Annotated in this window: 29 protein-coding genes; 10 read left to right on the forward strand and 19 right to left on the reverse strand. The window is 51.9% G+C overall.

The annotated features are described in order from the left end of the window. The 3 genes from DOP62_RS13265 to psb32 form a co-directional block, all read right to left on the reverse strand. Entirely contained in the window at positions 1-177 is a 177-nt protein-coding gene (locus tag DOP62_RS13265; protein WP_208674047.1) for a chlorophyll a/b-binding protein, read from the reverse strand. Between the two features lie 120 nt (positions 178-297). Beyond that, positions 298-954, reverse strand: coding sequence for a class I SAM-dependent methyltransferase (locus tag DOP62_RS13270; RefSeq protein ID WP_208674049.1), 657 nt, complete (start codon positions 952-954; stop codon positions 298-300). A gap of 2 nt (positions 955-956) precedes the next feature. Then, complete coding sequence (psb32, locus tag DOP62_RS13275) at positions 957-1,667, reverse strand: photosystem II repair protein Psb32 (RefSeq protein ID WP_261789855.1); 711 nt, start codon at positions 1,665-1,667, stop codon at positions 957-959. A 410-nt stretch (positions 1,668-2,077) separates the two neighbouring features. Here psb32 and DOP62_RS13280 point away from each other — a divergent pair, with 410 nt between their 5' ends. The 5 genes from DOP62_RS13280 to hemB all read left to right on the forward strand — a co-directional run bounded on the left by DOP62_RS13280 (position 2,078) and on the right by hemB (position 6,325). Beyond that, positions 2,078-2,503 (forward strand): SufE family protein, encoded by a 426-nt coding sequence (locus tag DOP62_RS13280; RefSeq protein ID WP_208674052.1) that lies wholly within the window; start codon positions 2,078-2,080, stop codon positions 2,501-2,503. Continuing rightward, positions 2,487-3,479, forward strand: a complete 993-nt coding sequence (locus tag DOP62_RS13285) for a CobW family GTP-binding protein (protein WP_370538818.1) — start codon at positions 2,487-2,489, stop codon at positions 3,477-3,479. The genes DOP62_RS13280 and DOP62_RS13285 overlap by 17 nt, the downstream gene beginning before the upstream one ends. A gap of 41 nt (positions 3,480-3,520) precedes the next feature. After that, on the forward strand, positions 3,521-4,135 hold the full coding sequence (folE, locus tag DOP62_RS13290) for a GTP cyclohydrolase I FolE (RefSeq protein ID WP_208677085.1): 615 nt from the start codon (positions 3,521-3,523) through the stop codon (positions 4,133-4,135). 59 nt (positions 4,136-4,194) lie between these two features. Next, positions 4,195-5,178 carry a CobW family GTP-binding protein gene (locus tag DOP62_RS13295; protein WP_208674054.1) on the forward strand — a complete coding sequence of 328 codons (984 nt, stop codon included), beginning with the start codon at positions 4,195-4,197 and terminating at the stop codon, positions 5,176-5,178. Between the two features lie 178 nt (positions 5,179-5,356). Beyond that, on the forward strand, positions 5,357-6,325 hold the full coding sequence (gene hemB / locus DOP62_RS13300; RefSeq protein ID WP_425330105.1) for a porphobilinogen synthase: 969 nt from the start codon (positions 5,357-5,359) through the stop codon (positions 6,323-6,325). A 244-nt stretch (positions 6,326-6,569) separates the two neighbouring features. Here the strand turns inward: hemB and DOP62_RS13305 are convergent, their stop codons facing one another. The 6 genes from DOP62_RS13305 to DOP62_RS13330 form a co-directional block, all read right to left on the reverse strand. Continuing rightward, a complete protein-coding gene (locus DOP62_RS13305) occupies positions 6,570-6,689 on the reverse strand; it encodes a photosystem II reaction center protein J (protein WP_011377900.1) in 120 nt (39 codons plus the stop codon). A gap of 80 nt (positions 6,690-6,769) precedes the next feature. Further along, positions 6,770-6,892, reverse strand: coding sequence for a photosystem II reaction center protein L (locus DOP62_RS13310; protein ID WP_011377901.1), 123 nt, complete (start codon positions 6,890-6,892; stop codon positions 6,770-6,772). Positions 6,893-6,904: 12 nt separating this feature from the next. Beyond that, positions 6,905-7,039 carry a cytochrome b559 subunit beta gene (gene psbF / locus DOP62_RS13315; RefSeq protein WP_011242686.1) on the reverse strand — a complete coding sequence of 45 codons (135 nt, stop codon included), beginning with the start codon at positions 7,037-7,039 and terminating at the stop codon, positions 6,905-6,907. A 23-nt stretch (positions 7,040-7,062) separates the two neighbouring features. Then, on the reverse strand, positions 7,063-7,314 hold the full coding sequence (gene psbE, locus DOP62_RS13320; RefSeq protein ID WP_208674061.1) for a cytochrome b559 subunit alpha: 252 nt from the start codon (positions 7,312-7,314) through the stop codon (positions 7,063-7,065). 64 nt (positions 7,315-7,378) lie between these two features. Further along, positions 7,379-8,419: a photosynthesis system II assembly factor Ycf48 gene (locus tag DOP62_RS13325; protein ID WP_208674063.1), complete on the reverse strand. Its 1,041-nt coding sequence runs from the start codon at positions 8,417-8,419 to the stop codon at positions 7,379-7,381. 32 nt (positions 8,420-8,451) lie between these two features. After that, positions 8,452-8,868, reverse strand: a complete 417-nt coding sequence (locus DOP62_RS13330) for a rubredoxin (RefSeq protein ID WP_208674065.1) — start codon at positions 8,866-8,868, stop codon at positions 8,452-8,454. 211 nt (positions 8,869-9,079) lie between these two features. Between DOP62_RS13330 and ndhC the strand changes: the two genes are divergently transcribed. The 3 genes from ndhC to DOP62_RS13345 are packed head-to-tail and all read left to right on the forward strand — an operon-like array spanning position 9,080 to position 10,651. Next, positions 9,080-9,442 (forward strand): NADH-quinone oxidoreductase subunit A, encoded by a 363-nt coding sequence (gene ndhC, locus DOP62_RS13335; RefSeq protein ID WP_208674070.1) that lies wholly within the window; start codon positions 9,080-9,082, stop codon positions 9,440-9,442. Continuing rightward, positions 9,433-10,140, forward strand: coding sequence for an NADH dehydrogenase subunit K (locus tag DOP62_RS13340; protein WP_338430228.1), 708 nt, complete (start codon positions 9,433-9,435; stop codon positions 10,138-10,140). The genes ndhC and DOP62_RS13340 overlap by 10 nt, the downstream gene beginning before the upstream one ends. After that, positions 10,133-10,651, forward strand: coding sequence for an NAD(P)H-quinone oxidoreductase subunit J (locus tag DOP62_RS13345; RefSeq protein WP_208674081.1), 519 nt, complete (start codon positions 10,133-10,135; stop codon positions 10,649-10,651). Before DOP62_RS13340 ends, DOP62_RS13345 begins: the two co-directional genes overlap by 8 nt. A 149-nt stretch (positions 10,652-10,800) precedes the next feature. On the opposite strand, the gene DOP62_RS13350 is transcribed toward DOP62_RS13345, so the two are convergent. From DOP62_RS13350 to DOP62_RS13375, 6 genes are all read right to left on the reverse strand, one after another. Continuing rightward, a complete protein-coding gene (locus DOP62_RS13350) occupies positions 10,801-11,202 on the reverse strand; it encodes a hypothetical protein (RefSeq protein ID WP_208674082.1) in 402 nt (133 codons plus the stop codon). Positions 11,203-11,211: 9 nt separating this feature from the next. Next, the gene (locus DOP62_RS13355) at positions 11,212-11,784 is read right to left on the reverse strand and encodes a hypothetical protein (RefSeq protein ID WP_208674083.1); all 573 of its coding nucleotides are present in this window, start codon (positions 11,782-11,784) and stop codon (positions 11,212-11,214) included. A 96-nt stretch (positions 11,785-11,880) separates the two neighbouring features. Then, entirely contained in the window at positions 11,881-13,497 is a 1,617-nt protein-coding gene (locus DOP62_RS13360) for a dipeptide ABC transporter ATP-binding protein (RefSeq protein ID WP_370538819.1), read from the reverse strand. Beyond that, positions 13,494-13,796 carry a heterocyst frequency control protein PatD gene (gene patD / locus DOP62_RS13365; RefSeq protein WP_208674084.1) on the reverse strand — a complete coding sequence of 101 codons (303 nt, stop codon included), beginning with the start codon at positions 13,794-13,796 and terminating at the stop codon, positions 13,494-13,496. Before patD ends, DOP62_RS13360 begins: the two co-directional genes overlap by 4 nt. 43 nt (positions 13,797-13,839) lie before the next feature. Further along, positions 13,840-14,466 carry a cytochrome b gene (locus DOP62_RS13370; RefSeq protein ID WP_208674085.1) on the reverse strand — a complete coding sequence of 209 codons (627 nt, stop codon included), beginning with the start codon at positions 14,464-14,466 and terminating at the stop codon, positions 13,840-13,842. A 163-nt stretch (positions 14,467-14,629) separates the two neighbouring features. Then, positions 14,630-15,310 (reverse strand): HAD family hydrolase, encoded by a 681-nt coding sequence (locus DOP62_RS13375; RefSeq protein WP_208674087.1) that lies wholly within the window; start codon positions 15,308-15,310, stop codon positions 14,630-14,632. A 114-nt stretch (positions 15,311-15,424) separates the two neighbouring features. Between DOP62_RS13375 and acs the strand changes: the two genes are divergently transcribed. Continuing rightward, positions 15,425-17,395, forward strand: a complete 1,971-nt coding sequence (gene acs, locus DOP62_RS13380; protein WP_208674089.1) for an acetate--CoA ligase — start codon at positions 15,425-15,427, stop codon at positions 17,393-17,395. 104 nt (positions 17,396-17,499) lie between these two features. Here acs and DOP62_RS13385 read toward each other — a convergent pair whose 3' ends face one another. Beyond that, positions 17,500-18,363, reverse strand: a complete 864-nt coding sequence (locus DOP62_RS13385) for an META domain-containing protein (protein ID WP_208674097.1) — start codon at positions 18,361-18,363, stop codon at positions 17,500-17,502. A 135-nt stretch (positions 18,364-18,498) separates the two neighbouring features. Between DOP62_RS13385 and DOP62_RS13390 the strand changes: the two genes are divergently transcribed. Further along, complete coding sequence (locus DOP62_RS13390; protein ID WP_208674099.1) at positions 18,499-19,011, forward strand: inorganic diphosphatase; 513 nt, start codon at positions 18,499-18,501, stop codon at positions 19,009-19,011. Between the two features lie 74 nt (positions 19,012-19,085). Here DOP62_RS13390 and DOP62_RS13395 read toward each other — a convergent pair whose 3' ends face one another. The 3 genes from DOP62_RS13395 to DOP62_RS13405 form a co-directional block, all read right to left on the reverse strand. Continuing rightward, the gene (locus DOP62_RS13395) at positions 19,086-21,755 is read right to left on the reverse strand and encodes a bifunctional diguanylate cyclase/phosphodiesterase (protein ID WP_208674103.1); all 2,670 of its coding nucleotides are present in this window, start codon (positions 21,753-21,755) and stop codon (positions 19,086-19,088) included. A 366-nt stretch (positions 21,756-22,121) separates the two neighbouring features. Continuing rightward, the gene (locus DOP62_RS13400) at positions 22,122-24,047 is read right to left on the reverse strand and encodes an ABC-F family ATP-binding cassette domain-containing protein (protein WP_208674105.1); all 1,926 of its coding nucleotides are present in this window, start codon (positions 24,045-24,047) and stop codon (positions 22,122-22,124) included. A 62-nt stretch (positions 24,048-24,109) separates the two neighbouring features. Beyond that, the gene (locus DOP62_RS13405) at positions 24,110-25,834 is read right to left on the reverse strand and encodes a solute carrier family 26 protein (protein WP_208674107.1); all 1,725 of its coding nucleotides are present in this window, start codon (positions 25,832-25,834) and stop codon (positions 24,110-24,112) included. Between the last annotated feature and the right edge of the window lie 22 nt (positions 25,835-25,856).

Genomic DNA, 25,856 nt, shown 5'->3' on the forward strand with positions numbered 1-25,856 from the left:
TTAGGGTCGCAGACCAAGCCAAGTGATCAAATCTTGATGGGTGAAAAATTCCAGCAGCAACAATGCCACGAACCCAACCATGGCAAAGCGTCCATTAATTCGCTCTGCATAGGCGCTCCAGCCAAAAGCTGGATCGGGTTCGGGCAGATTGTCTTGCTTGGCCGACTTGCCAGACATGAGAAAACCGTTGAGCGTTATCTTTTCCCGAGTCTAACGGGTGGCGGGGAGCCCCGTTCAATGGATTCGGAGCGATCGCTACAGAATTGAAATCCAATGGCAGCGATCGCAGCTGATCCCTCAGACCGCCGTTGCCAGTACTGCGTAGAACGGGTCTTGTCCCAGTCCCAACCACTGCTGCCAGCCCAAGGGAGAGTTGACCTCTGCAATCACTTCGGGTTTGCTGAAACCCGCCGTTTGGCGGATGTACTCCTGCACCAAGGCCAACCGTTGGGCTTCGCTACCATCGCGCCAAGCCGCGATCGCCTTGGAGTAAAAGAGACGATTGGAAAAGCTGATGATCAGCTGTCCGCCTGGACGTAACACGCGTCGCACCTCGGCAAGTACCCGCTCGGGATACTGCAGGTACTGGATGGAAACTGCGATCAAGACCGCATCAAAACTGGCATCCGGCTCGGGAATGCTGGGCTGCTGATTGAGGTTTTGGACAAACCAGCGATCGAATCGAGGATTGCGTGCCAGCTCTTGGGCATTGAGTCCATGGCCCACTACCGTCTCAAACTGCATGTCCTCGGGCAAATGCGAGACCCAGCTACTCATCAAGTCCAAGACTCGACTGCCTGACTTGAGGCGATCGCGGTAGAGCTGGGTCAATCGCTTCAGAAACGCATCATCAACATGGGTGACAAACCGTGGCTGTTCATAGAACAACGCATCGTCGCTGCCATCTAGCTTGCTGCGCTGTGCGGAAGTCAACCAAGGTTTTAGTCCTGTCATCGTCAGCGCACGTACCAGTAGTAAGTCGCCATCGGAATCACCGTAGCCAACACCAGTAAGACAATCACAACCACGGTTGAGTTGCCACGACTTTCTTCTGTCTCTTCGGCGCTGGCGAAGGTGCCTTCGACGCGGGTGGTATCAATCACAACGGGTGGACCCGGATCTGGTTCACCGGAGAGCACCGCCACGAGGCGATCGCTGGCATCCAGAATCGCTTGGTTATATTTGTTGCCCTGACGAATCGGCAACTGCATCGTTTCATCAATCACACTGCTGGCAATCGCTGGGGTTAGTTGTTCCGCTGCTGCTTCACCAACCTGAATACCAATCGTGTTAGTGATCGTGTCGAGAGCGATCAGCACCTGATTAGACTGCTGCTCTGCTGAGGGATACCAGCGCTGAAACAGTTGGCTCACAAAACTATCGATGGTTTCGCCATAGTCCAAGCGACGCAGGGTCACAAACCGGACTTCGATCCCAGTTTTCTCAGCTAACGGCTGGAGTTCACCCGAGAGTTGACCTTCATTAATTCGGCTCAAGGATTGGGCTTCATCAACAATCCAGGTGCGACTGCCAGCAGGTACCAAAGGCAAGTCCACCGCACCCGTCGCCCAAGCTGGGGCGCTGGGTAAAACAAGACCGACAATCGCGATCCCGGTGCAGAGGAAAACCTTGAGCAATTTTGTGCAGCGAGCCCAAACAGAAGTCATAGCAGCGAAGGGTCAGTAGCCGTTTTTTATGGTGACATAGTTGGACTGAGTGACACTGAGTCTTCCCCGCACGCAGCTCGCGATCGCAAACAGGGGCAGCCAAGTGTGCTGTGCAGCCAGAGATCGCAGAAAACAGATCAAGCAGCGCTTGTGAGAGAGAGCATGGGCGAATCAGCACAGCAGCAGACTTTTTAGAAGTTCTTTTCTTTTATCTGTAGAGCTGATGAGCCCCAACAAGTTTGGAGTGAACGGTTGGGTTCAACATCAGCAGCGAACTGCAAGGCAGTACAGGACTGGCAACTGCAACAGGGCGTCACGGAGTTGGAGTGCTAATCACAATGCTGTGGAAAGGTTTTTGAAAATGATTATCATTCTGCTATGATGCGTCTGGTTCATTGATTGCGGCTCTGATGTCACCTCCAGCGCCTCTGCTTGCCCTGTTGCAGCACATCGGTCAAGCGCCTGATCCACGCCAAAAGCTCAAGCTGCTAGTTCAACTGAGCGAAAAGCTGTCGCTGCTTCCAGTGCAAGACCGCACGCCTGAGCGGAAGGTGTTCGGCTGCAACACACAGGTTTATGTAAAAAGTTCAGTTTTCGACCAACAAGTCAGCATTCAAGGCTGGAGTGATGCATTTGTTGTGCAGGGTTTACTGGCTCTTTTGAGTCGAGGCTTCGAGGGATGTGCACCTCAAATGATTCTCCGCCTTGAGCCTAGTTTTATTCAGGAGACAGGCTTAAATCTCTCTCTAACTCCTTCGCGTACAAATGGTTTTCTACTGATCTTTCACAAGATTCAGATGCAGATTATTCAGGCTTGCTATGAAACTTCAGTCTAAAGTACGACCGCAGGAAAAAATACCTATCTTGATCCTGACAGGTTTTCTGGGAAGTGGAAAAACAACACTGCTTAACTATCTCTTGAAAAACTATCAAGATCAAAAAATTGCTGTATTGATGAATGAGTTGGGCGATCTCGATATTGACAGTCAACTTTTGGTGCAAGTAGATCAGAACCTCATTCAACTCAGTAATGGTTGTATTTGCTGCTCTATTAATGGTAGTCTTGTCAGCAGCATCCAAGAACTGATTGAGCGAGAAGAGACAATTAATTTATTAGTCATTGAGGCTAGTGGTGTTGCTGATCCACTGCCTATTATTCTGACAATTTTAGGGACTAACTTGCGCGATCGATGTCAGCTTGAGACGATTTTAACACTGATTGATGCGGAGAATTTTTTAAATGCTTTAGAAGAGAGTGAGGTTGCTCAAAAGCAGATTGTTTATGGTGATCTTTTAATGATCAATAAAACTGATTTGGTTGAGGAAGAACAGGTTCTCATGATTGAAAGCAAAATCAGACAGCTGAAGCGAGAGCCTCGTATTCTCAAATGTCAAAATTCTGTGATTCCACTCTCTTTGCTATTTAATCCGCATTTAGCAGGCGATCGCTTTGAAAGCCTGATGGAAGAATTACAGATCAATCATCATGAACATCACTCGCACTCAGAACTCAACGATGGGTTTCAGGCAGTAACCTATGAACGCACTGCTCCATTTCGAATCCGAGACTTCCAATTGTGGATTGATCAACAGATGCCTCGTCAAGTTTATCGCGCAAAAGGCTGGCTCTGGCTCAAAGAAAGTTATCAGCGTTATCTTTTTCAGTTGAGTGGTACGCGTATCACGATGGAAGATGACACGTGGCCTGGAGAACAAAAAACACAATTAGTCTTCATCGGTCGGAACTTAGATCCAAACATAATTCATCACCAGCTAGACCAAATACTTATCCGTGAGCCCCTCAATCTCTAGCCTTGTCTAAAGATTTTTGTCAACTGTTTCCTGAGGAAATTATGACCTTATCAATCTCACCGACCACCAATCAACAACCATCTGTCTCTGATGAAGAGATGCGTCAGGCAGTTCGGACGTTACTCATTGGCTTGGGCGAAGATCCAGATCGAGAAGGACTGCGAGATACTCCCAAGCGAGTTGTCACAGCACTAAAGTTTTTGACTGCTGGCTATCAGACTTCAATTGATGAACTTCTCAATGGTGCGATTTTTCACGAGAAGACAGATGAAATGGTATTAGTCCGCGACATTGACTTATTTAGTTCTTGTGAACATCACATTCTACCGATTCTTGGAAAAGCACATGTTGCTTATCTGCCCAATGAGCGCGTGATTGGACTTTCCAAAGTAGCTCGTATATGCGAAATGTATGCACGCCGCCTCCAAGTTCAAGAACGATTAACTGCTCAAATTGCAGATGCGATCGAAGGTTTACTCAAGCCGCGCGGGGTAGCTGTGGTGATTGAGGCAACTCATATGTGCATGGTCATGCGTGGGGTTCAAAAGCCCGGATCTTGGACCGTGAGTAGTGCGATGCGAGGTGCATTTGCGGAAGATGTACGCACGCGTGAAGAATTTCTCAGCTTAATTCGTCATAATCCAAGTTTCCGATAGATCCTTCAATTAGCCTAGCTTTATCTCTTTCTAATTCCAGATTAGCAAGATTTCTAAGAATGTTCAGAGCCACTAATTTCAGTGAACTTATAATTCCTGAATTCCCAAAACAAGGTTTGCCTGTCACTTTGATCACAGGATTTCTTGGTAGTGGAAAGACTACACTGCTGCAAAAACTTCTACTGAACGCTAAAGGGCAAAAAATTGCTGCAATCGTCAATGATTTTGGGAGTCTTAATATCGATCATCAACTCTTGGTCTCAGTAGATGAAGATGTTCTTGAACTAAGTAATGGGTGTCTATGCTGTACTGCTAATGAATCATTGGTTGAGACAGTCTATGAGATTTTAGAACGTCCTGAACGTGTTGATTATCTCGTTATTGAGACTACAGGGATTGCTGATCCAATTCCACTATTACTAACTTTTCTAGGAACAGAACTTAAGTCATTGACTCGACTTGATGCAATACTGACTTTGGTTGATAGCAGTAGCTTCGATGTTACTCATTACAGGAGCCAAGCCGCACTTAATCAGATTCAGTATGCTGACCAAATCTTACTAACAAAAACTGATTTAATTGATGCGAAAAAATGTAAAAAAGTTGAAGATGCAATTCGATCTATCAAAGATCGAATAAGAATTCATGATTGTAGTTTTGGAGATATTCCACTCTCACTAATTCTGGATCTTGAATTAACCCCTAAACGCGAGTCACATGAGATTCAAGAACTCAAGATCCTTGCAAGTCAGCAATTGTTTGCAGATAATTTTATGGTCTTCCCGTTTCAAAGTCAGAGACCTTTTAATCTGAAAAAATTTGAATATTTCCTCAATTTCGACCTGCCAGAGTCTATCTGTCGGGCAAAAGGCTTACTTTACTTTCAAGATCAGCCAGAAACTTATATCTTCCAACTCAGTGGCCAACGATTTTCAGTTGATCGATTTCCTTCAAAACGTTTGCTGGGGAATCAGCTTGTTTTAATAGGACGACAATTTAACTCTCTAGAACTCATCCAAAAACTGAATAACTGTCTTGCGTAAATAGTCGAAATATCGCTCTTTCAGAGAGTGTAGCGCAGTCTCTTGTTATTATTAAATTGATAATCATTTTCATTCTAAAATGGGATCTCCATCTAATCCGGTCTCTGCATCTCTAGTGTCATTCGGTAGCGACAGTAGTGCTGCGCCTGCCACCCGTGTATCTTCTCTTCCCGTTGGCATTTCCCGTCCACGTCGCTTGCGCAAGACAGCAAATGTGCGCCGCATGGTTCAGGAGACTATCCTGCGAATTGAGGATTTAATCTACCCACTTTTCCTGATGGACGGACAAGGGCAAAAGGAGGAAGTTCCTTCTATGCCGGGCTGTTTTCGCTACTCCCTTGATCTCTTAATCAGTGAAGTCAAGCAGGCGGGCGAATTAGGAATTCCAGCTGTTGCTCTTTTCCCTGTAATTCCTGAATCTCAAAAAGATAATTTTGGGACGGAGAGTTATAACCCTGATGGTTTGGTCCCACGAGCAGTGAGAGCAATTAAGCAGGCTATTCCTGAAATGGTTGTAATTACTGATGTTGCGCTCGATCCCTACAGTAGTGAGGGACATGACGGCATTGTTCAAAATCATAAAATTCTCAATGACGAAACTGTTGCTGTGCTTGTTAAGCAGGCTTTAGTTCAGGCTGAAGCAGGTGCAGATTTCGTTGCTCCTTCTGACATGATGGATGGCCGTGTGGCTGCAATTCGTCAAGCACTAGATTCCGCAGGTTGGATTCACGTTGGAATTCTCGCTTATTCTGCGAAATATGCTTCTGCTTACTACGGTCCTTTTCGAGATGCACTCGATTCAGCACCCAAGTTTGGTGATAAGAAAACCTATCAAATGGATGCTGCTAACGCTCGAGAAGCGATGAAAGAAGTGGAGCTGGATGTCTTAGAAGGAGCTGATATCGTGATGGTCAAGCCTGCACTCTCTTATTTGGATATTATTCACCAAATCAAGCAAGCGACCAACTTACCGATCGCTGCCTACAATGTCAGTGGTGAGTACGCAATGATCAAAGCTGCAGCCCAACAGGGCTGGATTAATGAAAAGACTGTGGTGCTAGAGACTCTGACCAGTATGAAACGAGCTGGTGCAGATTTAATCTTGACATACTTTGCTAAGGATGTGGCCTTAATGCTACGAGGATAGAACCACCTGAAGCATACCGCTGTCTAAACTCGATACTCGTGGAACTCACCTGGTTACTAGATTGTGGCGATCGCGGCTTTGAAGTAGCCATTTCAATCTGATACTTTCATCTTCACAGCGCCTATCAAGAGCTAGCAATATTAGTGGCTTTGTCCATATCAAGTTTTGTACTGAACTAGAAGTCCTAAATCGCCAAAATAAAAAGCCCGAGCTAGCTCGGGCTTTCGACAATTGTTGTCTAGGTTTAGAGCGACGAGCCTAGACCGGCATAAGCGCCATAGAAAAAGAGACCTACAACGACGAGCACCCCAGTGCCTGCCACCGTTGCAACGATCCAGAGGGGAATACGTCCACCACCAGCCACAGTTTTAATCTCCTCGAGTCAGTAACAAGAGCGATCGGCTGAGCCTAGGCTTGGGCGATCGCAAACGATGCCAGTGCTAGCTAGTTAAAGAAGTAGCTGGAGAAAAGAATCCCCAGGACAAAAACAAGCAGCAAACCCAAGAACAGTGAAGTCCGGTTTAGTTCAACCGGCTGCTTGTTGGGGTTAGTCGAGCGCGTAGGCATGACAGCAAGTCCTTAGCGTTGAATGAATTGCATGGCCGCAATTGCGCCCAAGAAGAACACACTGGGAACGCCCAGGGCGTGCACAGACAGCCAACGCACCGTGAAAATCGGATAGGTGATTGGCTGGTTGGAGTTGTTACTGGTCATGATTCAGGCCAACCTAAAAAGAACTATTTAGCCGAGAAACGTTCCACTTGCTGTTTCGCACTGTAGCGATCAGACACGATCGGCACTTCCGTCCGATCTTGGGTGAAATACTCGTTCGGGCGCGGCGTACCGAAGGCATCATAGGCAAGGCCAGTGCTGACAAACAGCCATCCAGCGATAAACAGCGCTGGAATCGTGATGCTGTGAATCACCCAGTAGCGGATGCTGGTAATGATGTCGGTAAACGGACGCTCGCCGGTAGATCCGCCTGCCATAGACGTGCTCCTCAGAGGATTTCGGACAACCCTTATCTTATCGGAGCACGCCCAAATTTATGCCCTAGGCTGCAGCCTCTGGTGCATATCGCAGTAGCAACCCGCGCTGACCAAGGACAAAACCTTGATTCGGGGCAAAAAACTTGATGGTGTAGAGGTTGCTAGGCAGTTTGGCGATCGCGCGATCGCGTTGCCAGTGTTCCCCTCCGTCCTCGCTAACCAACAGGGTGCCACTGCCCCCAGATAGCCAAATTTCTTGCTTGGAACGGTAGGCCAAATCAAGGAAGCCCCAGCCGGCATTACGTTCTGGCTCGACCGCGGGCCCCCAAGCATCACCCTCTTCTAGCATCTCTTCCCAGTTGCTGATTTGGCTGGTCTTCGAGAACTGAAGGCGACCGCCGCGGGCAATCAGCCAAGTACGGTTGTCAGGCCCAAAGCCCATCAATTGTAGGCGGCGAGATGAGGTGCGTTGGTGTGGAGTCCAAGCTGCATCGCCCGGTTTCCAAGTCGAGTAAAAATTGCCCCGAGCTGAGACTGCGAGATAGCGTCCATCGCGACTCCGACTGATCGATCGAGCAACACCGGCGGCATCTGCGACCTGTGCTTGCCAGCTCTTGCCGCCGTCACGACTGCGGTAAATGGCGGCAACATCGGTGGCTAGTTCTGCTTCACCTTTGCCCAATGCAGTGATTAGCAGGGGAGAACCTGGCAATTTCTCACTGAGGGGAATGCGCGACCAGTTTTTGCCACCATCGGTGGTGTGCAGCATTAACGAGGGCTGGCCCACGACCCACCCTTCATCGCCTTTAAAGCTGATTGAGTTCAGACGATAGACTTCACCCAAATCGAGGGCGCGTTCGCTCCAACTTTGTCCGCCATCCTGCGTTTCATAGAGGGCAAGATCGGTGCCCACCAGCCAACCGTGCTGTTTGTTGTTGGTGAAAGCGATGTCCAGGATGGTTTTTTCAGTGCCGAGGTCGATCACTTGCCAGGGGCTAGTTGTGGCCTCTGCTGCCCAAGCAGGAGTTGGGAGCCAAAGTAGCAGCGGCAGCAGCAAAAAGCTGAGCAACCAGCCGATACGCGATCGAGACAGGAGCGATGACATGGTGCGAAGACTCGAAGAGATGATTAAACGATTTAGTTCAGACCGTACAGACTGAGGAAGAAGAGAACGGCAAGACCAAGCGCACCGAAGATGAGCAGGTTTTTCTGGCCTGGAGTCAGGGTATTGACGCCAAGGCCATAGCCCAAGTTCTCACTGAAACCAGAGGGCACACCCTTGGGACCGATGTTGCGGAACTGACTCCGAGGGCTACCACAAATTGGACAACGCCAGTTGGCAGGCACGTCTTCAAATACAGTCCCTGCAGCGATTTGACGGCGAGGCTCTCCTTCACTGGGCTCGTAGATATAGCCACAGGACCGACACTCGTGGCGGTCGAGCAGGATGAGTGGCTTCGTCTCCGACGTTTCGGTAGCTGCCTCGGGGGTGCCCTCTTCTACCGGATCAGGCGCAGTGTTGGCCGGCGGGGTAGAAGCTTCAGGTGTATCCATAGGATCTTGGCAAGCGATCGCGCAGAACTAAAGGCGATCATAAGCCAATCGCCGGAAGCCCCTTAGCCGTGATCGAGGAAGAACATTGGCGATCGCAATCCTTGCAGGCATGAGCCGAGGGACAGCGATCGCTACAGTAGAGTAGGCATTTCTGCGGAGCCGATTTACGGCAATGGCAGAATAGAACAGCGACTGCAGCCTGGAGTTTGGCGTGTTTGTCCTCAGCGGCTACGAATATTTGCTTGGCTTTCTGCTCATTAGCTCACTGGTTCCCATCCTCTCGCTGACCGCTTCGCGCTTGTTGCGACCAGGTCGCCGAGGACCGGAGCGACGGACGACCTACGAGTCGGGGATGGAGCCAATTGGAGGGGCTTGGATCCAATTCAACGTGCGCTACTACATGTTTGCGCTCGTCTTTGTGATCTTCGATGTAGAAACCGTCTTCCTCTATCCCTGGGCCGTCGCCTTTAATCGGCTGGGGTTACTGGCATTTGTCGAGGCGTTGATCTTCATCACGATCCTCGTTGTTGGTCTAGCCTATGCATGGCGCAAAGGAGCCTTGGAATGGTCCTGACAAACCCTGCCGAGATTCGCAATCCGGCTGCCCCTCCCGAAGTCACTCAAGGTCTGTCAGAAAACGTTATTCTGACGACGCTGGATGACCTGTACAACTGGGCGCGTCTGTCGAGCCTGTGGCCGCTGATGTATGGGACGGCTTGCTGTTTCATTGAGTTTGCGGCGCTGATTGGCTCCCGCTTCGACTTCGATCGCTTTGGCTTGGTCCCCCGTTGTAGCCCCCGTCAGGCAGACCTGCTGATCACCGCTGGCACCGTGACCATGAAAATGGCACCGGCGCTGGTACGGCTCTACGAGCAAATGCCTGAACCCAAATACGTGATCGCCATGGGTGCCTGCACGATCACGGGCGGTATGTTTAGCGCCGACTCCACCACTACGGTGCGCGGTGTCGACAAGCTGCTGCCCGTCGATGTCTACATCCCCGGTTGCCCGCCCCGCCCTGAGGCGATTATTGATGCGATCGTGAAGCTCCGGAAGAAGGTTGCCAACGACTCAATTCAAGAGCGCGGCAAACTGCTGCAGACCCATCGCTACTACAGCACCACCCATCAGATGAAGCCGACTGCGCCATTGCTGACTGGGGAATATTGGCGGACAGCGGCTCGCCAAGCCGGTCCGTTGCCAGCTGCGGCTGGCGCTGCAGTTGCCCCGCAACTGCCGGTGACTGAGAAGGAGGGTCGCGATCGTGGCTGAAGAGTTGACGCCAACGCCAGAAACAGCGGTTGTTGAAGCTGGCCCGGTCTCTCGTTGGTTGAGTGAAAACGGCTTTGATAACACGGCCTTGGAGCGTGATCACCTCGGGGTTGAGATCGTCCAAGTCGATCGCGCGGTGTTACTACCGATCGCAGCTGCCCTGTTTGCCTATGGGTTTAACTACCTTCAGTGCCAAGGCGGCTATGATCAGGGTCCCGGTCAGGACTTGGTCAGCTTTTATCACCTGACGAAAGTCAGTGATAACGCCAGCCAACCGCAGGAAGTACGGGTGAAAGTCTTCTTGCCCCGTAATGATCCGAAAGTTCCGTCGGTCTATTGGATCTGGAAAGGGGCTGACTGGCAAGAACGCGAAACCTACGACATGTACGGCATTGAGTTTGAGGGACACCCCAATCTCAAGCGGATTTTGATGCCCGAGGACTGGGTGGGTTGGCCCTTGCGCAAAGACTATATCTCGCCCGATTTCTACGAGCTGCAAGACGCTTACTAGGCTCTTAGCTGCATCGCTAGCTCCCCCAGCTCTTCTCCACTGTGGAGAGGAGCTTTTTCGTTTTTCTGGAGCCTTCTATTTCAGAGAGAAGATGAAGTGAGCAGCATTTTCCTTGCAGCAAAATTCGTGGAGCTGGTGCTCACTCATCGTCACTCTGGCTGCTGTCGAGCGAGTTGAGGTGTAATCTCAAAGCGAGCTGAGGATGGAAGAGGATGGCTTGTCAGGGTTGCAGCGAGTGCAGGCTGAATTGCTAGCCAGTAGCGCCAGCCTTGGTAGAGATCTTTCCAGCTCGGTGTTTTGGTGAAGTGAACGCCCTGCATTTTCAGCCACTGTCGGCAAGCACGATGGTTGGCAAACTGTTGCTTGAAGGTCGACAAATCAGTTGGTGCTGCTTCGGGTAGTGCAGCAACTGGTTGAGTAGTGGCAGTCTGTTCTTCCAGCTTTTGAACGGCCAGCGTTGCTGCGGTGTAGATGGTCGCTGCATTCTGGCGATCGGCGAGTTGCACCGACTCAAGTTGTCCCAGCAGTCGCTGGAGTTTTGCTTTACCCATGCCTAGATCCTAGCGATCGAGAAGCGCCCGACCGTTTTCTGCAGGACCTTCGTACATTTGTGGACGATCGCGCCGATCTTGTTCTGTGTCTGCGAGCGTGGGTTGCGCTGGGTCAGGTTGCCGCCAAAACCTCACAATTGAGGCAATCTTGCGTAAGAACTGGATGAAACGACTGGGATTCGCCATCAATCCCAAAGGAGTCTTGAGCATTTCCTCAAAATCTTGAATCTCATCGAAAGCACTCGATAACTCATCAAGATGTTGGGAGACTGTGGCGAATTCTGCCTGAAGCTCGGTAATGACTTGCTGCTTGCTGGCTTCGAGCTGAATCTTATCAACTTCTAGCTTCTGAATCAGAGAACGAAGGCGCTGCACATCTGATTGCAGCTGCATTGCTTTGTTCTTGTATTCCTGATTACGTCGGTTGAGTTGGCCACGGCTACGGTTAGAGAAGACGAGGCAGTCGCGAAGCTCTGCGTAGATTGCTTCAGCCTTCACCTGCTCCATGCCGGCGATCGAGCGAGGGAAGTCAGAGGCTGGACGAAAGCGAGCGGATGAATTGGTTGCTTGCGCTGATGTCATTGCAATAAGCCTCGCATTACCAAGATGAAAAAGCCCACTAATCGAGGGTTGGCAGAGATATTACCAGCGTTGATCACCGAAGTTGTGATTTTCAGTTCAAATTGCGACTGGAAGCTCTGGTAGCGATGCTAAGAGCGATCGCGTGTAGGGATGTTCGGGCCCGCTTAAAACCTGGGCTGCAGGGCCGATTTCAACGATTTTCCCGCGTTGTAAAACAGCAACCCGATCGCAAAACTCCCGCGCAACCCGCAAATCGTGAGTGACGAATAGGTAGGTGAGGTTGAGCTGCTCCTTGAGATCCTGCATCAATGCCAGCACTTGGGCCTGCACCGTGGCATCCAACATACTGACCGGCTCATCGCAAAGGACGAGTTTCGGGCGAGTAATCAAGGCACGGGCGATCGCAACTCGCTGCTGCTGTCCTCCTGAGAGTTGATGGGGATAGCGATCGACCCAATTGGCAGCGGGCGTCAGACCCACTTGTTCCAGAATTGCCAGCACTTGTTGCTGAGCTGCGGCACCTTTGGCAAGACCTTGAATTTTGAGGGGGTCGGCGATCGCTTCACCAATGCGGAGGCGGGGATTGAGACAAGCTGCCGGATCTTGAAAGATCAGTTGAATCTCGCGCCGTAGCGATCGCAAGCGGCGATCAGGCAGTTGCGTCAAATCCTGTTCTTGGAACAGGACTTTGCCCTGACTGGGTCGGAGTAACTGCAGAATCGTGCGTAGGAGTGTACTTTTGCCACAGCCCGATTCGCCAATCAGTCCCAAAGTTTCGCCGGGCCAAACTTCCAGACTCAGACCATCGACTGCCCGCACAATCTCACCGCCGCCGCGCCAGCTCTGTAGCCAAGATTGAGCAACACGAAAGTGTTGAGTGACGTTCTCTAGTTGCAATAGCGGTGCTGTGGCAGGAACGGTCGATGGCGCAGCCGCGATCGCAGTTCTGGCTGATTGCAACAGCGTTTGCGTGTAGGGATGTTGGGGCCGAGTCAGGACAGCAGTTGTCTCGCCTGTTTCGACTAACGCCCCCTTGTAGAGCACTGCAATGCGATCGCAGTAGGCAGCCACCATCGGCAAATCATGGGAGATCAGCAGCAGGCTGGTGTTTTCTTCGCTGCACAGGCGCGTCAGCTCCCGCAAAATTTCCGCCGCCACCGTCACATCCAAACTGGTGGTTGGCTCATCAGCAATCACAAGGCGTGGCTGCAGAAGCAGTGCCAGCGCGATCGCCAAGCGTTGCCGCATCCCGCCACTAAATTGATGCGGATATTGGGACCAACGATTAGCAGGGATCCGCACTCGTTCCAGCCAGCTCAAAGCCTGCTGTTTGGCCTGACGACGACTGAGTTGGGGGCGATGAACCTGCAGCGTTTCCAGCAAGTGATTGCCGATCGTCTGCAGTGGATCGAGGCGGGTCATCGGGTCTTGGAAGACGAGTCCGACCTGCCCACCGCGAAACTGTTGGAGCGATCGCCCTTGGAATTGGCGAATCGACTGTCCAGAAAGGCGAATGTCTCCTTGCTGAAGACTGCCCGGCGGCAACAACCGTAAAATCGCGCGCCCTAGGGTACTCTTGCCGCAACCTGACTCACCCACGAGCCCGAGACGCTCTCCGGCAGAGAGCTCCAGCGACAGCTGTTGCACAGCGGGATGATCAGCTCCCGGATAGGTGACAGAGAGCTGATCAATAGCTAAGAGAGGTGCAGTCATGCAGCGATCGCGGTAAGCACCGCCTCACAGTAGCGGATGAGGGTCTGTTGCCGCTGCTGTAGGGCTGCCACTCGCACTTGCTGGCTCTGCGGATCGCGGCTGCGCTGCCAAAAGCTGAGATCGAGCTGTAATAGCCGCAGATGCTTTTCAATTTCGAGGCGATAGGTCAGATAGCGATCGCTGTCTGTCTGAGCTAAGGCGATCGCGATCGCTTGTCCCTGCTGCTGAATCGCGATCCAGTCAGCCTCCGGCGCAGTTAACGCCGTTTGCCATGTGACCAATTGCGATCGCAGATCCATCCTCATTCCTCTTGATGAAAACTGCTTATCTTAAACGATCACGCTAGCGATCACTCTCAGCCTTGCTCACCCGATTAGCAGTGCTTTGCATCAATGTTTGTGACCAGTTTTTCCACCGGCGTACGATCGCACGAACCACTTTCCACTGATCAATTATATGAACAACAACAAACATCAAGAAGCTATAAGCTAACCAAAAGTGTAAGCTGCGTCCCACTTCGACCATGGCAGCATTCTGGGGAAATATATCGGGGATAATAATGCCAAAGAATTTGACATTATTGGATCTGAAGGAATTAGATAGAAGAATTCCTGTCACAGGAACGACAATCATAAATCCATAGAGACTGCTATGCAGCAGAAGTCTGCGCCACCAATGAGCAGAGGTTTGGGGAAATTGACGCGAGTATTTTCGCCACCAAACCCGCAGCAACAGCAGCACTCGGCCTAGCAGTAAACCAATTGTCAAAATCCCGATCGACTTGTGGAAATCATAGAGGCTAGACCGGAAGGAAACCTCGCGTGGTAGTTGAGCCATAATGCTTCCACCCACGAACAACACGAGGTAAGCCCAGGCCATCCACCAATGCAAAGACATCAGATTACGGAAAGCATTATTAACTCGTCGCTTCGGTAGCACGGTTGGTGGGGCTTGCGTAGCATTAGTCATGGCTTCTCAATGTGGACGACATTAATTCGCCGCAATCGTAACGACTGTCAATGGAAGCGGGAGTTCTCAGCCAAACAGAGAGACTGAGGCCCTAGTAGTCTTATTCCTGTCAATGCGACTGAATTTGAAGCAGGCCCTGCCAGCATTCCTGACCCGATCGCCATCAGACTGACAGCGGGAGTTTCCCAAAAATTGTCTGGTAGCGATCGCGGTCTTGCAGCTCCGCCAAACTGTCGAGGCAATGATGAACACCCGTCGGTAGGCGATCGCGATCGACAGGATCGGGCACAGCGACCACGGTCATCCCAGCTTCCAGTGCAGCCCGAACACCGCTGATCGAATCTTCAAAGACTAGACAATCTTCTGGTTTAACTCCCAACCGCTGGGCAGCCAACCAAAAAATGTCGGGCGCAGGCTTAGGACGCTCGAGCTGTGGATCATCACCACAAACCACGAGATCAATTAGTTGTACCCAAGGCTGATGCTGCTGGGTTTTGATTGTAAAAGCGGGCTGGGTAGAACTCGTGGCGATTGCTTGGGGACAAGCTTGCTGATGCAGCGATCGCACTAATTCTGCAGCCCCGGGGCGAGCAGGCGACTGGGCAACCCGTGCTTCGATGATCGGTTTGCGAATCGCCAGAAACTCAGCTGGCGAGACCGGCAAGTTCAGAGCCTCGACAATCAGTCGCGAGGTTTCATGGGAGGGGCGACCACGTAACTTTGCCTGCAAGACCGGATCGAGCTGAACCCCAAACTGCTGCGCGACTTCGTCGTAAACCTGAGCGTGAATCGGCTCCGTGTCCAGCAACAGACCGTCGAGGTCATAAATCACGGCTTGCAGCATGGGGTCTGTCACAAAACGCTACGTCGCCACCCTACCCTGATCGGGATTCGGTATGGTTTTCAGGGAGCGATCGCCGCTCCTCGCCCGTATTCAAGCACGTTTCAGCCACCGACCATGAGCCAGCCCACGATCGAGTCGATTCTGCAGGAAAAGCGGGTTTTTACTCCCTCGGCTGAATTTACCAGCGCGGCCCGCATTACCCCTGAAGCCTACGAAGCCCTCAGCCAGAAAGCCGCTGCGGATCCGGCAGCCTTTTGGGGCGAATTAGCGGCGCAGGAGCTGGACTGGTTTGAACCGTGGCAACAGGTACTGGACTGGAGCAATCCGCCGTTTGCCAAGTGGTTTGTCGGTGGCAAGATCAACATTTCTCACAACTGCCTCGATCGCCATTTGACGACTTGGCGTAAAAATAAAGCGGCGATTATCTGGGAAGGCGAACCGGGTGACTCTCGCACCCTGACTTACGCGCAATTGCATCGCGAGGTCTGCCAGTTCGCCAACGTGCTCAAGTCTCTAGGAGTCCAAAAAGGTGACGTCGTCGGTGTTTACATGCCGATGATTCCCGAAGCCGCGATCGCAATGCTGGCCTGTGCGCGGATCGGCGCAGTTCACAGCGTCGTCTTCGGTGGCTTCAGTGCAGAAGCTCTGCGCGATCGCTTGGTCGATGGCCAAGCCAAGTTGGTCGTCACGGCCGATGGCGGCTGGCGCAAAGATGCGATCGTGCCGCTCAAAGATTCCGTTGATAAAGCGCTGGAAGGGGATGCTTGCCCCAGCGTTCAAAACGTCTTGGTGGTTGAACGCACCAAGCAGCAAATCCACATGGAACCGGGGCGCGACCATTGGTGGCATGAACTGCAGCAGACGGTAAGTGCTGACTGTCCGGCTAAGCCAATGGATAGCGAAGACCTGCTGTTCGTGCTTTATACCTCCGGCAGCACGGGCAAACCCAAGGGTGTTGTTCACACCACCGGCGGCTACAACCTCTACGCCCACATCACTAGTCAGTGGACCTTTGACCTACAAGACACCGATGTCTACTGGTGTACGGCGGACGTCGGCTGGATTACCGGCCACAGTTATATCGTCTATGGCCCGCTCTCTAACGGCGCCACGACCCTGATGTATGAAGGGGCTCCCCGCGCCTCCAATCCGGGTTGCTTCTGGGATGTGATCGAAAAGTATGGGGTGACAACCTTCTACACCGCCCCAACGGCGATCCGGGCCTTCATCAAAATGGGTGAGCAGCATCCGGCTTCCCGCAATCTCTCTTCACTGCGGCTATTGGGCACGGTTGGCGAGCCAATCAACCCCGAAGCTTGGATGTGGTATCACCGCGTCATTGGCGGCGATCGCTGCCCGATTGTTGATACCTGGTGGCAGACCGAAACCGGCGGCCACATGATTACGCCGCTGCCAGGGGCTGTGCCGACTAAACCAGGGTCTGCCACTAAGCCTTTTCCCGGCATTCTGGCAGATGTGGTCGACCTCGATGGGCGATCGGTGCCGGATAACGAGGGCGGCTATCTAGTAATTCGCCATCCTTGGCCGGGCATGATGCGCACGGTTTACGGTGATCCCGATCGCTTCCGCCGTACTTACTGGGAGCACATTCCGCCCCAGAACGGTCAGTATCTCTACTTTGCGGGCGATGGTGCTCGCCGTGATGCGGACGGTTACTTCTGGGTGATGGGACGCGTCGATGACGTGATCAACGTCTCGGGTCACCGTCTCGGCACGATGGAAATTGAGTCGGCTTTGGTTTCCCATCCGGCAGTCGCCGAAGCTGCTGTTGTCGGTCGTCCCGACGAGCTGAAGGGTGAAGGCATCGTCGCTTTCATCACGCTGGAATCAGGCATTGAGACGGGTGATGAGCTGGTCAAAGACCTGAAGAAACATGTCGCCCAAGAGATTGGCGCGATCGCGCGTCCTGATGAGATTCGCTTTAGTGAGGCGCTACCCAAAACGCGTTCGGGCAAAATTATGCGCCGTCTGTTGCGTAGTCTTGCTGCCGGTCAAGAAGTCTCGGGCGACACGTCCACGCTGGAAGATCGCTCGGTGCTCGACAAGCTACGCGAAGGAACCTAGGAAATCATCTAGGGGCGATCGCAGAATGTCAGCAGACCACGCGGGTCCATACCCAGGCGAGGCTGAATGCTCCAAGAGTTGCCTTTAGCAAGGCTAGACCCGATTCAACGCTGGACTTGAGCCGAGAAGACAGCAAGAACTTGCTGTTGCCCGTCGTACAGTTGGAGACGATCGCCCTCAATTTGGTAGGAGCGCGTGGCTTTCAAGAGCTGTAGGAAAGATTGCTCTTGCTGCATTTGATCGGGGGCACAGGCTTTGCGCGTGCTGCCAATTGACCCAATCGTCAACTGTTGCTGCTGAACCTGATACGACGCAAAGTAGCGGTTACAGCTTGCTGAACCAGACAATCGCTGGTTCTCCGCATCAAACTGAAACTGGGCGGTCACCATACTGCCAGCGATCGGTGTGGTCAGCGCCCCTTTGCCGTTGTTGTACTGCTGCAGCACCCATGCCGTCTCAGTCAATGCGAGCATGGGTGGCACCCGAAAGGTGAACAGGATTTCCTGGCTAGCATTCCGAAGCTGGAGATGATCGCCTGCGAGCGTATAGGTAGTGACTTGCGGTAGCCCTGTGAACAGGGCTTGCTCTTGTTGATTCAAGTCTGGCGACAGGCAAGCCCGCAGGGTAGAGCCTGCTGGTTGGAGTGTCAGCTGGGCAGTCTTCGGTTCCCAGCGATAGCTTCCAAAAAAAGAATTACAGCCCGTACTGCCTTGGAGCTGAGGGTTGTTGGGTTCTGATTGCAGCTTGAGGATGGCTTGTTGTTCGGGAGCGATCGCGGCAGCCTGTTCCTGCCCACGCTGGACAAAACTAACCAGCTCCCAGGTAGTGTTTTCGAGCGGTGGTGCTTCAGAATTGCTGAGTGGCATGGCCTTGAGCGGTAGGGGCTGGGCGATCGCGATCAATCCCAACAGTCCAAATGTCCAATGCAGGTTTGAGGGATGGCTGAAATGTGGTCTACAGGCTTTCATCGCTTTACCCCAACTCCCCAATCAGGACCCCATTCACCGGCGATCGCCACAGGCGCCCGAGAGGGTCACTAGGGAATGAGACAATCAAAACGGCAGGACTGTTCCTGCCCCTAGAGACGATTCTGGAGAACGCCAGTGGACCTTTCCCGCATCCCCGCCCAACCCAAACCGGGTTTAGTGAATGTCCTCATTGAAATTCCCGGGGGAAGCAAAAACAAATACGAATTTGATAAAGATCTCAATGCTTTTGCACTCGATCGCGTCCTCTATTCCTCGGTGCAATATCCCTACGATTACGGCTTCATTCCCAACACACTCGCCGATGATGGCGATCCTCTCGATGGCATGGTCATTCTCGACCAACCAACTTTCCCAGGCTGTGTGATTGCTGCTCGCCCGATTGGCATGCTGGAAATGATCGACGGCGGCGATCGCGATGAGAAACTACTCTGCGTTCCGGCCAAAGATCCTCGCTACGCTGAAGTGAAAACCCTCAGCGATATTGCTCCCCATCGTCTTGATGAAATTGCGGAATTTTTCCGTTCCTATAAGAACCTCGAGAAAAAAGTGACTGAAATTCTTGGTTGGGAAGGGCCTGAAACCGTTCAGGCATTAGTTGAAGAATGTATCAAGGCTTATCAGGCTTAAGTCGTCTGACTGTCTTTAGCTAAAAGCAAGATCTTGGCCAAGCACCTACCCACGCTTGGCCAAGATTTTTTAGTTTAGAGGCCGTTTGCCAGAACTTCAGGAACGGCTTCTGCAGGCAAGGGAAAAGACATTAAAAAGCCTTGGATCTCATGACAGCCTCGTTGTTTCAACCATTGCCGTTGAAATTCTGTTTCGACCCCTTCAGCCAAAACTCTTAAACCTAGGCTTAGACCTAAGTCAATAATGGCGGTCACAATTTTCTGCATCGAAGGATCTTGCTCAAGTACTTGAATCAAGGATGCATCAATCTTCATACGATTGAGACCTTCATTGCGGAGACAGGCGAGAGTGGATTCGGAACAGCCAAAGTCATCAACAGCAATCTTTAAGCCCAAATTTTTCAGCTGGCGTAGTCCTTTATTTCCGCTCAGCTCTTGCTCTGCCAAGATTGCCTCATTCAACTCGAGTTCGATGTACTGTGGCCGTAACTCAGACTGAGCGAGAATGTCGTGAATCTGGGGACAGAATCCTTGGATGGGGAAGCCCGAGAAATTAATCCCGATCGGAACTGATTTTAAGCCTTGTGCTTGCCAGAGTGCGTTTTGAGTGCAAGCAGTTTTGAGTACCCATTGTTGAATTTCCTCCATCAAGCCAATTTCAATGGCAATGGGCAGAAAGTCTTTGGGCATCAATAAGCCTAGCCGTGGATGCTGCCAGCGGAGTAGAGATTCTAAACCAATAATACTGTTGTCTTCGAGGCTGATCTGCGGCTGGTAAAAGAGTTTGAATTGATCACGGGCGATCGCTGCTCTGAGATCAGCTTCGAATTCAAGCCGCTCTTGTAGCCGTTGACCAATCGTTGCAGTAAAGAAGCTAAAGGCATCTCGTCCACCTTCTTTGATACTGTACATTGCAGCATCAGCTTTTTTGATCAGAACCTCAAGGTCATCGCCATCAACGGGATAGAGACTAATCCCTAAGCTGGTGGTCAGTTGAATACTGCGATTGTTGAGCAAAATTGGCTGAGTGATTTGCTGTTGAAGTTTTTGTGCGAGGATAGCTGCTCCTTGAGCATCTGTGTTCGGCAAGATCGCGATAAATTCATCGCCACTGAGACGGGCAATGAGGTCGCTTTGGCGAACTGATTGTCGAATGCGTTGGGCAACTTCTGTCAAAACGCGATCGCCCATTTCATGGCCAAAGTTATCATTCACCTCCTTGAAGCGATCGAGGTCAATGAAAATAACTGCCAGTGTGTCTTGATTTCGTTGAGCGAGCAAGAGAAGTTCTTGACCTTGCTCTTGCAGTAAAAATCGGTTGGCTAGTCCAGTCAAGAAATCATAACAAGCCTGTCGTTCCCAGGCTTTTTCACTGGCACGGCGATCGGTGATATCGATGCCAAAGGAGACCGAACCAATACACTCATTTTTTCTGAAGACTCTACTATTGCGCCAAACGATGTAGCGCTCTTGTCCATCCTTGGTGAGAATCGGATTCTCGAAGTTGTGGGGAATATCTTGGGTGCCGCAATTCTTGAACTGTTCCCAGACATTGGGATAGCGATCGCGCGGAACGATTGATTCAAACCAGTTTTTACCGAGAATTTCGGAACGATGATAGCCAGTAATTGCTTCTGCGATCGGGTTGATCTCTTGAATCCGTCCCTCCAAGTCGAGGAGGACAACCATCGCATTAGCTGCTTGGATTAAGTTTTCAGTAAAAATCTTGGAGTCTTCTAGCTCTCTTCGCGTTTGATCGAGTTCTTCAATTTCATTCAATAAATGATTGGTTTGCTCATCAATTGCTGACTGGAGGCGATCGCGCTGGCGACGAATTTCAGAATATTGAAGGCCAACGATATGGACAGCGAGACTGATGCTAAACATCAGCAAGATCACTGCGATATCAGGGTGATCGGGGTCTAGACGATGAAATGGCCCCAGTCCCTGACGGGTTGCTAGAAGCGCAACAATTGACAGGGCAGTTGCACCCAGAGCGCTGCCCAGTAGGCCGATCTGCAAGGCCAATCCCAGTAAGGCTAAGAGTGTTACCCCCAGAAAAACCGGGTAGAGGACAAAAGTTAAAACGAGGATGAGAACGAGGGCGGCGAAACTCAGTCCGAGCCAACCTAAGCTCTTGCGGCCAAGATGTCGGTTCTGTCGCCAGCCATCGTAGAGGGGCAAAACTAAGAAAATTCCGAGGGAGTCACCGATCCAAATGGTCAATAGACTATTGGGTACGTCATCCCAGGGTAAAAAGCCACCAAAAGCTTGGTTAGCGACGAGGATGGGTAAGGTCAGAGCAGTCGGCAGCAGACACACCCACCCAATTAGGGGCCACAGCTGGCGACTTTTCTGAATGGGTGCCCCGAGAAAACGCCGCCACAAGGTATAGGCGATCGCGGCTTGACTGGCATTGATCGGTGCTGCTAAAAAGCTATGGAACAGTTCGGAGCCCCACTGCCAGCCTCCGAGATTGGTAAAGTCCTGTAGGTTAATCAAAAAGGCTGCGAGCCAAATCGCGATCACTGCCCGATAGCCCAAGGCAATGCAAGCGACTAAGCCAATACCTGCCGGCAGCCAAGCTACAGTTAAATTGCTGGGTGGTAACGAGCCATAGTCAATTCCCAAACGGGCTGTCACCCAAAACAGGCAAAAGGTGACAAGACTTCCTAGCCAAAAGCGCCGATCAGCCAAGCGCGTATTGACGAGGGAGCTTAATCCCGTAAAGGCTGCCAAGGACATTGAGCAGTTTTGCTACCACATGGGCATTAAACAGCGAACTACCGATTTCTCTCATAAGACTTATCGGGTTTTCATGATTGTGTCTTGTGTCTGGCAACAATGCAAGACTCAACAATAAGAATTGATTTGATCAATCTTTGGGCGAAGTTGATAGTTGATCAGTCGCTTCTTTCCTAGTCTAACGAAGCTGGATGGGGCTTGCTGTCTATTGATTGTCCCTGCTCAGCAGCAGCCTTAATCGAAACAGTTGACTAAAAATCTAAAAAGTTTTAGAAGTTTCAGTATTTTTGGCTACAAAAATGATAATGAAATACATAACTGCTGGCACAATTATGCTGTTTTCCCAATTCAGAACTCTTTAAAGTTTCAAGAAGCACTGGCAACTTCTGATAGCTCTAACCAGCGTTCAGTGCCTGTCTCAATCCGGTTTTCAAGTTCTGCTAGTTGCTCAGAGAGTGCTTGCAGTTGACTAAAACCACCTGAGCCATCTTGATAAAGCTTGGACTCAATTTCTGCTTTTTCAGCTTCCCAAACCGGAATTTGTAGCTCAAGCTGCTCTAATTCTCGTTTTTCTTTGAAGGATAGTCGTCGCTGTTGCGATCGCGAGGGTTGATTGGAGGAACGTTCTGCGTTGGATTTTAACTGTTTGAGAGATTCTATTTCTGTGGAATTTGCTTGTTTCTGTTGATATTCCAAATAGACGGAATAGTTGCCAGGATAATGTCGTAGTTCCCCTGTCGGCTCAAACGCCAAGATGGAATCCACTGTGCGATCGAGAAAGTAGCGATCGTGCGAAATGACAATCACGGTACCCGGAAAGTCTTCAAGGTACTCTTCTAAGACAGCGAGGGTTTGGATGTCGAGATCATTCGTGGGTTCATCCAGAATCAGCACATTCGGTGCTGTCATTAAAATTCGGAGTAAATAAAGGCGTCGCTTTTCTCCACCAGAGAGTGCAGCGATCGGGGCATATTGCTGTGCCGGGGGAAAGAGAAAACGCTCCAAGAGCTGACTGGCACTCAGTTTCTCGCCATTGCCAAGGGGGAGATACTCACCTTCTTCGCGGAGATAATCAATTGGCCGCTGTTGCTTTTGTGCAGCCAGTTCTAGTCCTTCCGCCTGCTGATCGACATAGCCAAAGCAAACAGTGCTGCCCTGAACTACGTTGCCTTCATCCGGGGCGAGCTGCCCGGTCATCAAGTTGAGCAAAGTAGATTTACCCACCCCGTTCGGGCCAATAATCCCCAGCCGTTCCTCAGGACTGACCTCGTAGGAAAAGTTCTGAATCAGTTGGCGATCGCCGAAGCGTTTGCTGACATTTTCGAGGCGAACTACTGTCTTACCGAGGCGCTGACTGGCGGCTGCAATTTCGACCCGTCCCGCAGCGGCCCGACCCTCCTGCGATCGCATTTCCTCAATGCGTTGAATCCGAGCCTTTTGTTTGGTACTCCGCGCTTTAGGCCCGCGCTGAAGCCATGCGAGTTCCCGCCGCAACACACCTTGAAACTTGTGGGCACTGCTGGCTGCAGCCGCTTCTTGCTCGGCTTTTTTCTGCAAGTAGTAAGCGTAAGTGCCGTCATAGGCAGATAACTCACCGCGATCGAGATCCAAGATGCGATTGGTGACGCGATCGAGGAAGTAGCGATCGTGGGTGATCAAAACCAACGCCCCTCGAAACTTGCTGAGAAAGGACTGCAGCCACTCAACGGAATCGGCATCAAGGTGGTTGGTTGGCTCGTCCAAGAGCAACAGCTCTGGATCCGCTAACAGAGCTGAAGCCAACCCTAGCCGCTTGCGGTAGCCCCCCGAGAGATCGCCGACTCGCTGCTGAAAGTTGTGAATGCCAAGGCGACTGAGGACAATCTTGGCTTGGGTTTCCAGTCCCCAGGCATCCTGCGCATCGAGTTGCTGACTTAAGCTCGTCAGTCGCGCCATCAAGGCTTCCGCTGTCTCCCCTTGGGCGGTCGCGAGTTGCTCAGAAATCGCTTCATAGTCGCGAACGAGCTGCAGTTGCTCACCAGCATCGGCAAAGACTTGTTCCAAAACAGTGCGTTCAGGGTCGAGCTGTGGATCCTGAGGCACATAGACGGTGCGTAGGCCAGACTGTCGTTGAATATCGCCGCTGTCTGCCGTTTCTAAGCCGGCCAAAATGCGCAGAAGGGTCGATTTCCCTGAGCCATTGCGACCAATCAAACCAATGCGATCGCGATCGCTCACACTGAAGCTCGCTGACTGTAGCAAGACTTTCAGACCGTAGTCTTTGCTGACGTTGCGCAGCGTCATCAGCGCCATAGGAACTCCCGTGCCGGATTGCTCTTTTCAGTCTCGCAGTTCTGGCCAAACTCCGATCGCGTTCAGCCCGCCGTCAGGGGTGGCTCATCAGCGATCTGGCTCCGGCGGAACTGTTGAAAGGCCGCGATCGCTGTTGGCAAGGTGGGATAGAAATGCTCACCCCCAATCCGTTCCACCAACCCCACGCGATCGAGTTCCGCAATCAGCTCTTGCTTGGCGCGGGCAATGGTGAGGGTCACACCCCGCTGTTGCAGCTCCCGCACCAGTTCCAACAGCTTGTCTGCTGCCGTCACATCCAAATCAATGATCGCTTCGGCATTGAGCAACAACCACTGCACGGGTTGCGGCGCCGTTGCGATCGCGATGAGTACCCGCCGCTTAAAGTCTTCGGCATTGGCAAAACAGAGCTGGGCGTCATAGCGAAAAATCACCAAGCCAGGGAAAGTTTGGGCCTGGGGCCAATCTTCAATGTCATGCAGCCCCGCCATCCCCGGAATTTCGCCCAAAATCGCAGCGTGAGGACGCGCCAAACGGGCAAAGAGATCAATGACTGAGAGACTGACGGCAACCCCGACCCCAATCAGCATATTGGTGGTCAAAACACCAACCGTCGTCACAATCGCCAGCCAAAATTCACTGCGGCGATAGCGATGCAGGCGATAAAACTCTTGCAGATCGATCAGCTTTGTTGCTGCATAAATCACGATCGCGCCCAGCGCTGCTTGGGGGAATTGCGCCAAGACCGGACGAAACCACCACAACACCAGCAGAACAGTCCCCAAGCTGACGAGAGAAAACAGTTGGGTGCGACTCCCCAGCGCATCGCCAATCACTGTGCGACTGGTACTGCCACTGATTGGAAAGCCCTGGAAAAAGCTATTGCCCAAGTTGGCGACGCCCAAGGCCAACAGCTCTTGATTGGCATCAATCTCATAGCGATGGCGAACGGCAAATGTTCGAGCCGTCAAAATGTTGTCGGAGTAGCCCACCAATGCCACCCCGATTGCTGAGGCAGTTAAGGTCGGCCAGTCTTGCCAGCGAAACTCCGGCAGTTGCCAGCGCGGCAAGCCAGCCGGAATCGTGCCAATGACTTTGACACCTTGGTTATCTAACTGGAAGCTGGCAACCAGCAGCGTGGCCAACAGCACAGCCAAAAGAGGCCCCGGAGCGGTGGGGAAGCGCCGCTGAATCACGACCAAAAAAAACAGCACCAATAGCGACACACCGACTGTCGGCCAGTGTAGGTTGGCCAGTCCGGTCACAAACTCTCGGATCTCCCCTAGGGGTGTCTGTGACGTGATCGGAATCCCACTCGTCTTGGCCAGCTGGCCTGTGATCATCACCAGACCAATGCCCGTCATGTAGCCAATCAGAATCGGCTTCGAGAGTAAATCGGCTAGAAAGCCCAGTCGCAGACTGTAGGCCACCAGAAAGACGAGGCCCACCAACAAAGCCATCAATGCCGCGATCGCCGGGTAGGCAGCATCGCCCTGAGCCACGATCGGTGCGATCGCCACTGCGGTCATGATTGCTGTGGACGATTCTGGCCCCACCGAGAGCTGAGGCGAGGAGCCTAAAAAGGTGTAGAGGAATAGCGGGAGCAAAATGGCCCAGAGGCCGACGATCGGTGACAGCCCTGCAAGCTCCCCATAGGCCATGCACTGGGGAATCAAATAGGCGGCCACAGTCACACCAGCGAGTAGATCGCCCCGTAGCCAAGCTGGCTGGTAGTGCAACAGCGATCGCAGACCGGGTAGCCAGCGCAGTCGAGAGCGTCGCAGCAGCATGGCCTCTCCTCGGATGAAATGA

Origin of the sequence: Synechococcus elongatus PCC 11801 (genome assembly GCF_003846445.2) — a bacterium.
GTDB classification, from domain to species: Bacteria; Cyanobacteriota; Cyanobacteriia; order Synechococcales; family Synechococcaceae; genus Synechococcus; species Synechococcus elongatus_A.

Bases quoted from the DNA above. Each gene is read 5' to 3' on its own strand.
- psbE (WP_208674061.1), bottom strand. From the start codon at position 7,314: ATGGCAGGCGGATCTACCGGCGAGCGTCCGTTTACCGACATCATTACC.
- DOP62_RS13350 (WP_208674082.1), bottom strand. From the start codon at position 11,202: ATGGGTAAAGCAAAACTCCAGCGACTGCTGGGACAACTTGAGTCGGTG.
- DOP62_RS13400 (WP_208674105.1), bottom strand. From the start codon at position 24,047: ATGGCGCTGATGACGCTGCGCAACGTCAGCAAAGACTACGGTCTGAAA.
- DOP62_RS13355 (WP_208674083.1), bottom strand. From the start codon at position 11,784: ATGACATCAGCGCAAGCAACCAATTCATCCGCTCGCTTTCGTCCAGCC.
- DOP62_RS13340 (WP_338430228.1), top strand. From the start codon at position 9,433: ATGGTCCTGACAAACCCTGCCGAGATTCGCAATCCGGCTGCCCCTCCC.
- DOP62_RS13360 (WP_370538819.1), bottom strand. From the start codon at position 13,497: ATGACTGCACCTCTCTTAGCTATTGATCAGCTCTCTGTCACCTATCCG.
- DOP62_RS13370 (WP_208674085.1), bottom strand. From the start codon at position 14,466: ATGACTAATGCTACGCAAGCCCCACCAACCGTGCTACCGAAGCGACGA.
- DOP62_RS13310 (WP_011377901.1), bottom strand. From the start codon at position 6,892: ATGCCTACGCGCTCGACTAACCCCAACAAGCAGCCGGTTGAACTAAAC.
- DOP62_RS13285 (WP_370538818.1), top strand. From the start codon at position 2,487: ATGAAACTTCAGTCTAAAGTACGACCGCAGGAAAAAATACCTATCTTG.
- DOP62_RS13330 (WP_208674065.1), bottom strand. From the start codon at position 8,868: ATGGATACACCTGAAGCTTCTACCCCGCCGGCCAACACTGCGCCTGAT.
- DOP62_RS13395 (WP_208674103.1), bottom strand. From the start codon at position 21,755: ATGTCCTTGGCAGCCTTTACGGGATTAAGCTCCCTCGTCAATACGCGC.
- folE (WP_208677085.1), top strand. From the start codon at position 3,521: ATGACCTTATCAATCTCACCGACCACCAATCAACAACCATCTGTCTCT.
- DOP62_RS13325 (WP_208674063.1), bottom strand. From the start codon at position 8,419: ATGTCATCGCTCCTGTCTCGATCGCGTATCGGCTGGTTGCTCAGCTTT.
- DOP62_RS13295 (WP_208674054.1), top strand. From the start codon at position 4,195: ATGTTCAGAGCCACTAATTTCAGTGAACTTATAATTCCTGAATTCCCA.
- DOP62_RS13280 (WP_208674052.1), top strand. From the start codon at position 2,078: ATGTCACCTCCAGCGCCTCTGCTTGCCCTGTTGCAGCACATCGGTCAA.
- patD (WP_208674084.1), bottom strand. From the start codon at position 13,796: ATGGATCTGCGATCGCAATTGGTCACATGGCAAACGGCGTTAACTGCG.
- DOP62_RS13375 (WP_208674087.1), bottom strand. From the start codon at position 15,310: ATGCTGCAAGCCGTGATTTATGACCTCGACGGTCTGTTGCTGGACACG.
- acs (WP_208674089.1), top strand. From the start codon at position 15,425: ATGAGCCAGCCCACGATCGAGTCGATTCTGCAGGAAAAGCGGGTTTTT.
- psbF (WP_011242686.1), bottom strand. From the start codon at position 7,039: ATGACCAGTAACAACTCCAACCAGCCAATCACCTATCCGATTTTCACG.
- psb32 (WP_261789855.1), bottom strand. From the start codon at position 1,667: ATGACTTCTGTTTGGGCTCGCTGCACAAAATTGCTCAAGGTTTTCCTC.
- DOP62_RS13385 (WP_208674097.1), bottom strand. From the start codon at position 18,363: ATGAAAGCCTGTAGACCACATTTCAGCCATCCCTCAAACCTGCATTGG.
- DOP62_RS13270 (WP_208674049.1), bottom strand. From the start codon at position 954: ATGACAGGACTAAAACCTTGGTTGACTTCCGCACAGCGCAGCAAGCTA.
- DOP62_RS13405 (WP_208674107.1), bottom strand. From the start codon at position 25,834: ATGCTGCTGCGACGCTCTCGACTGCGCTGGCTACCCGGTCTGCGATCG.
- DOP62_RS13265 (WP_208674047.1), bottom strand. From the start codon at position 177: ATGTCTGGCAAGTCGGCCAAGCAAGACAATCTGCCCGAACCCGATCCA.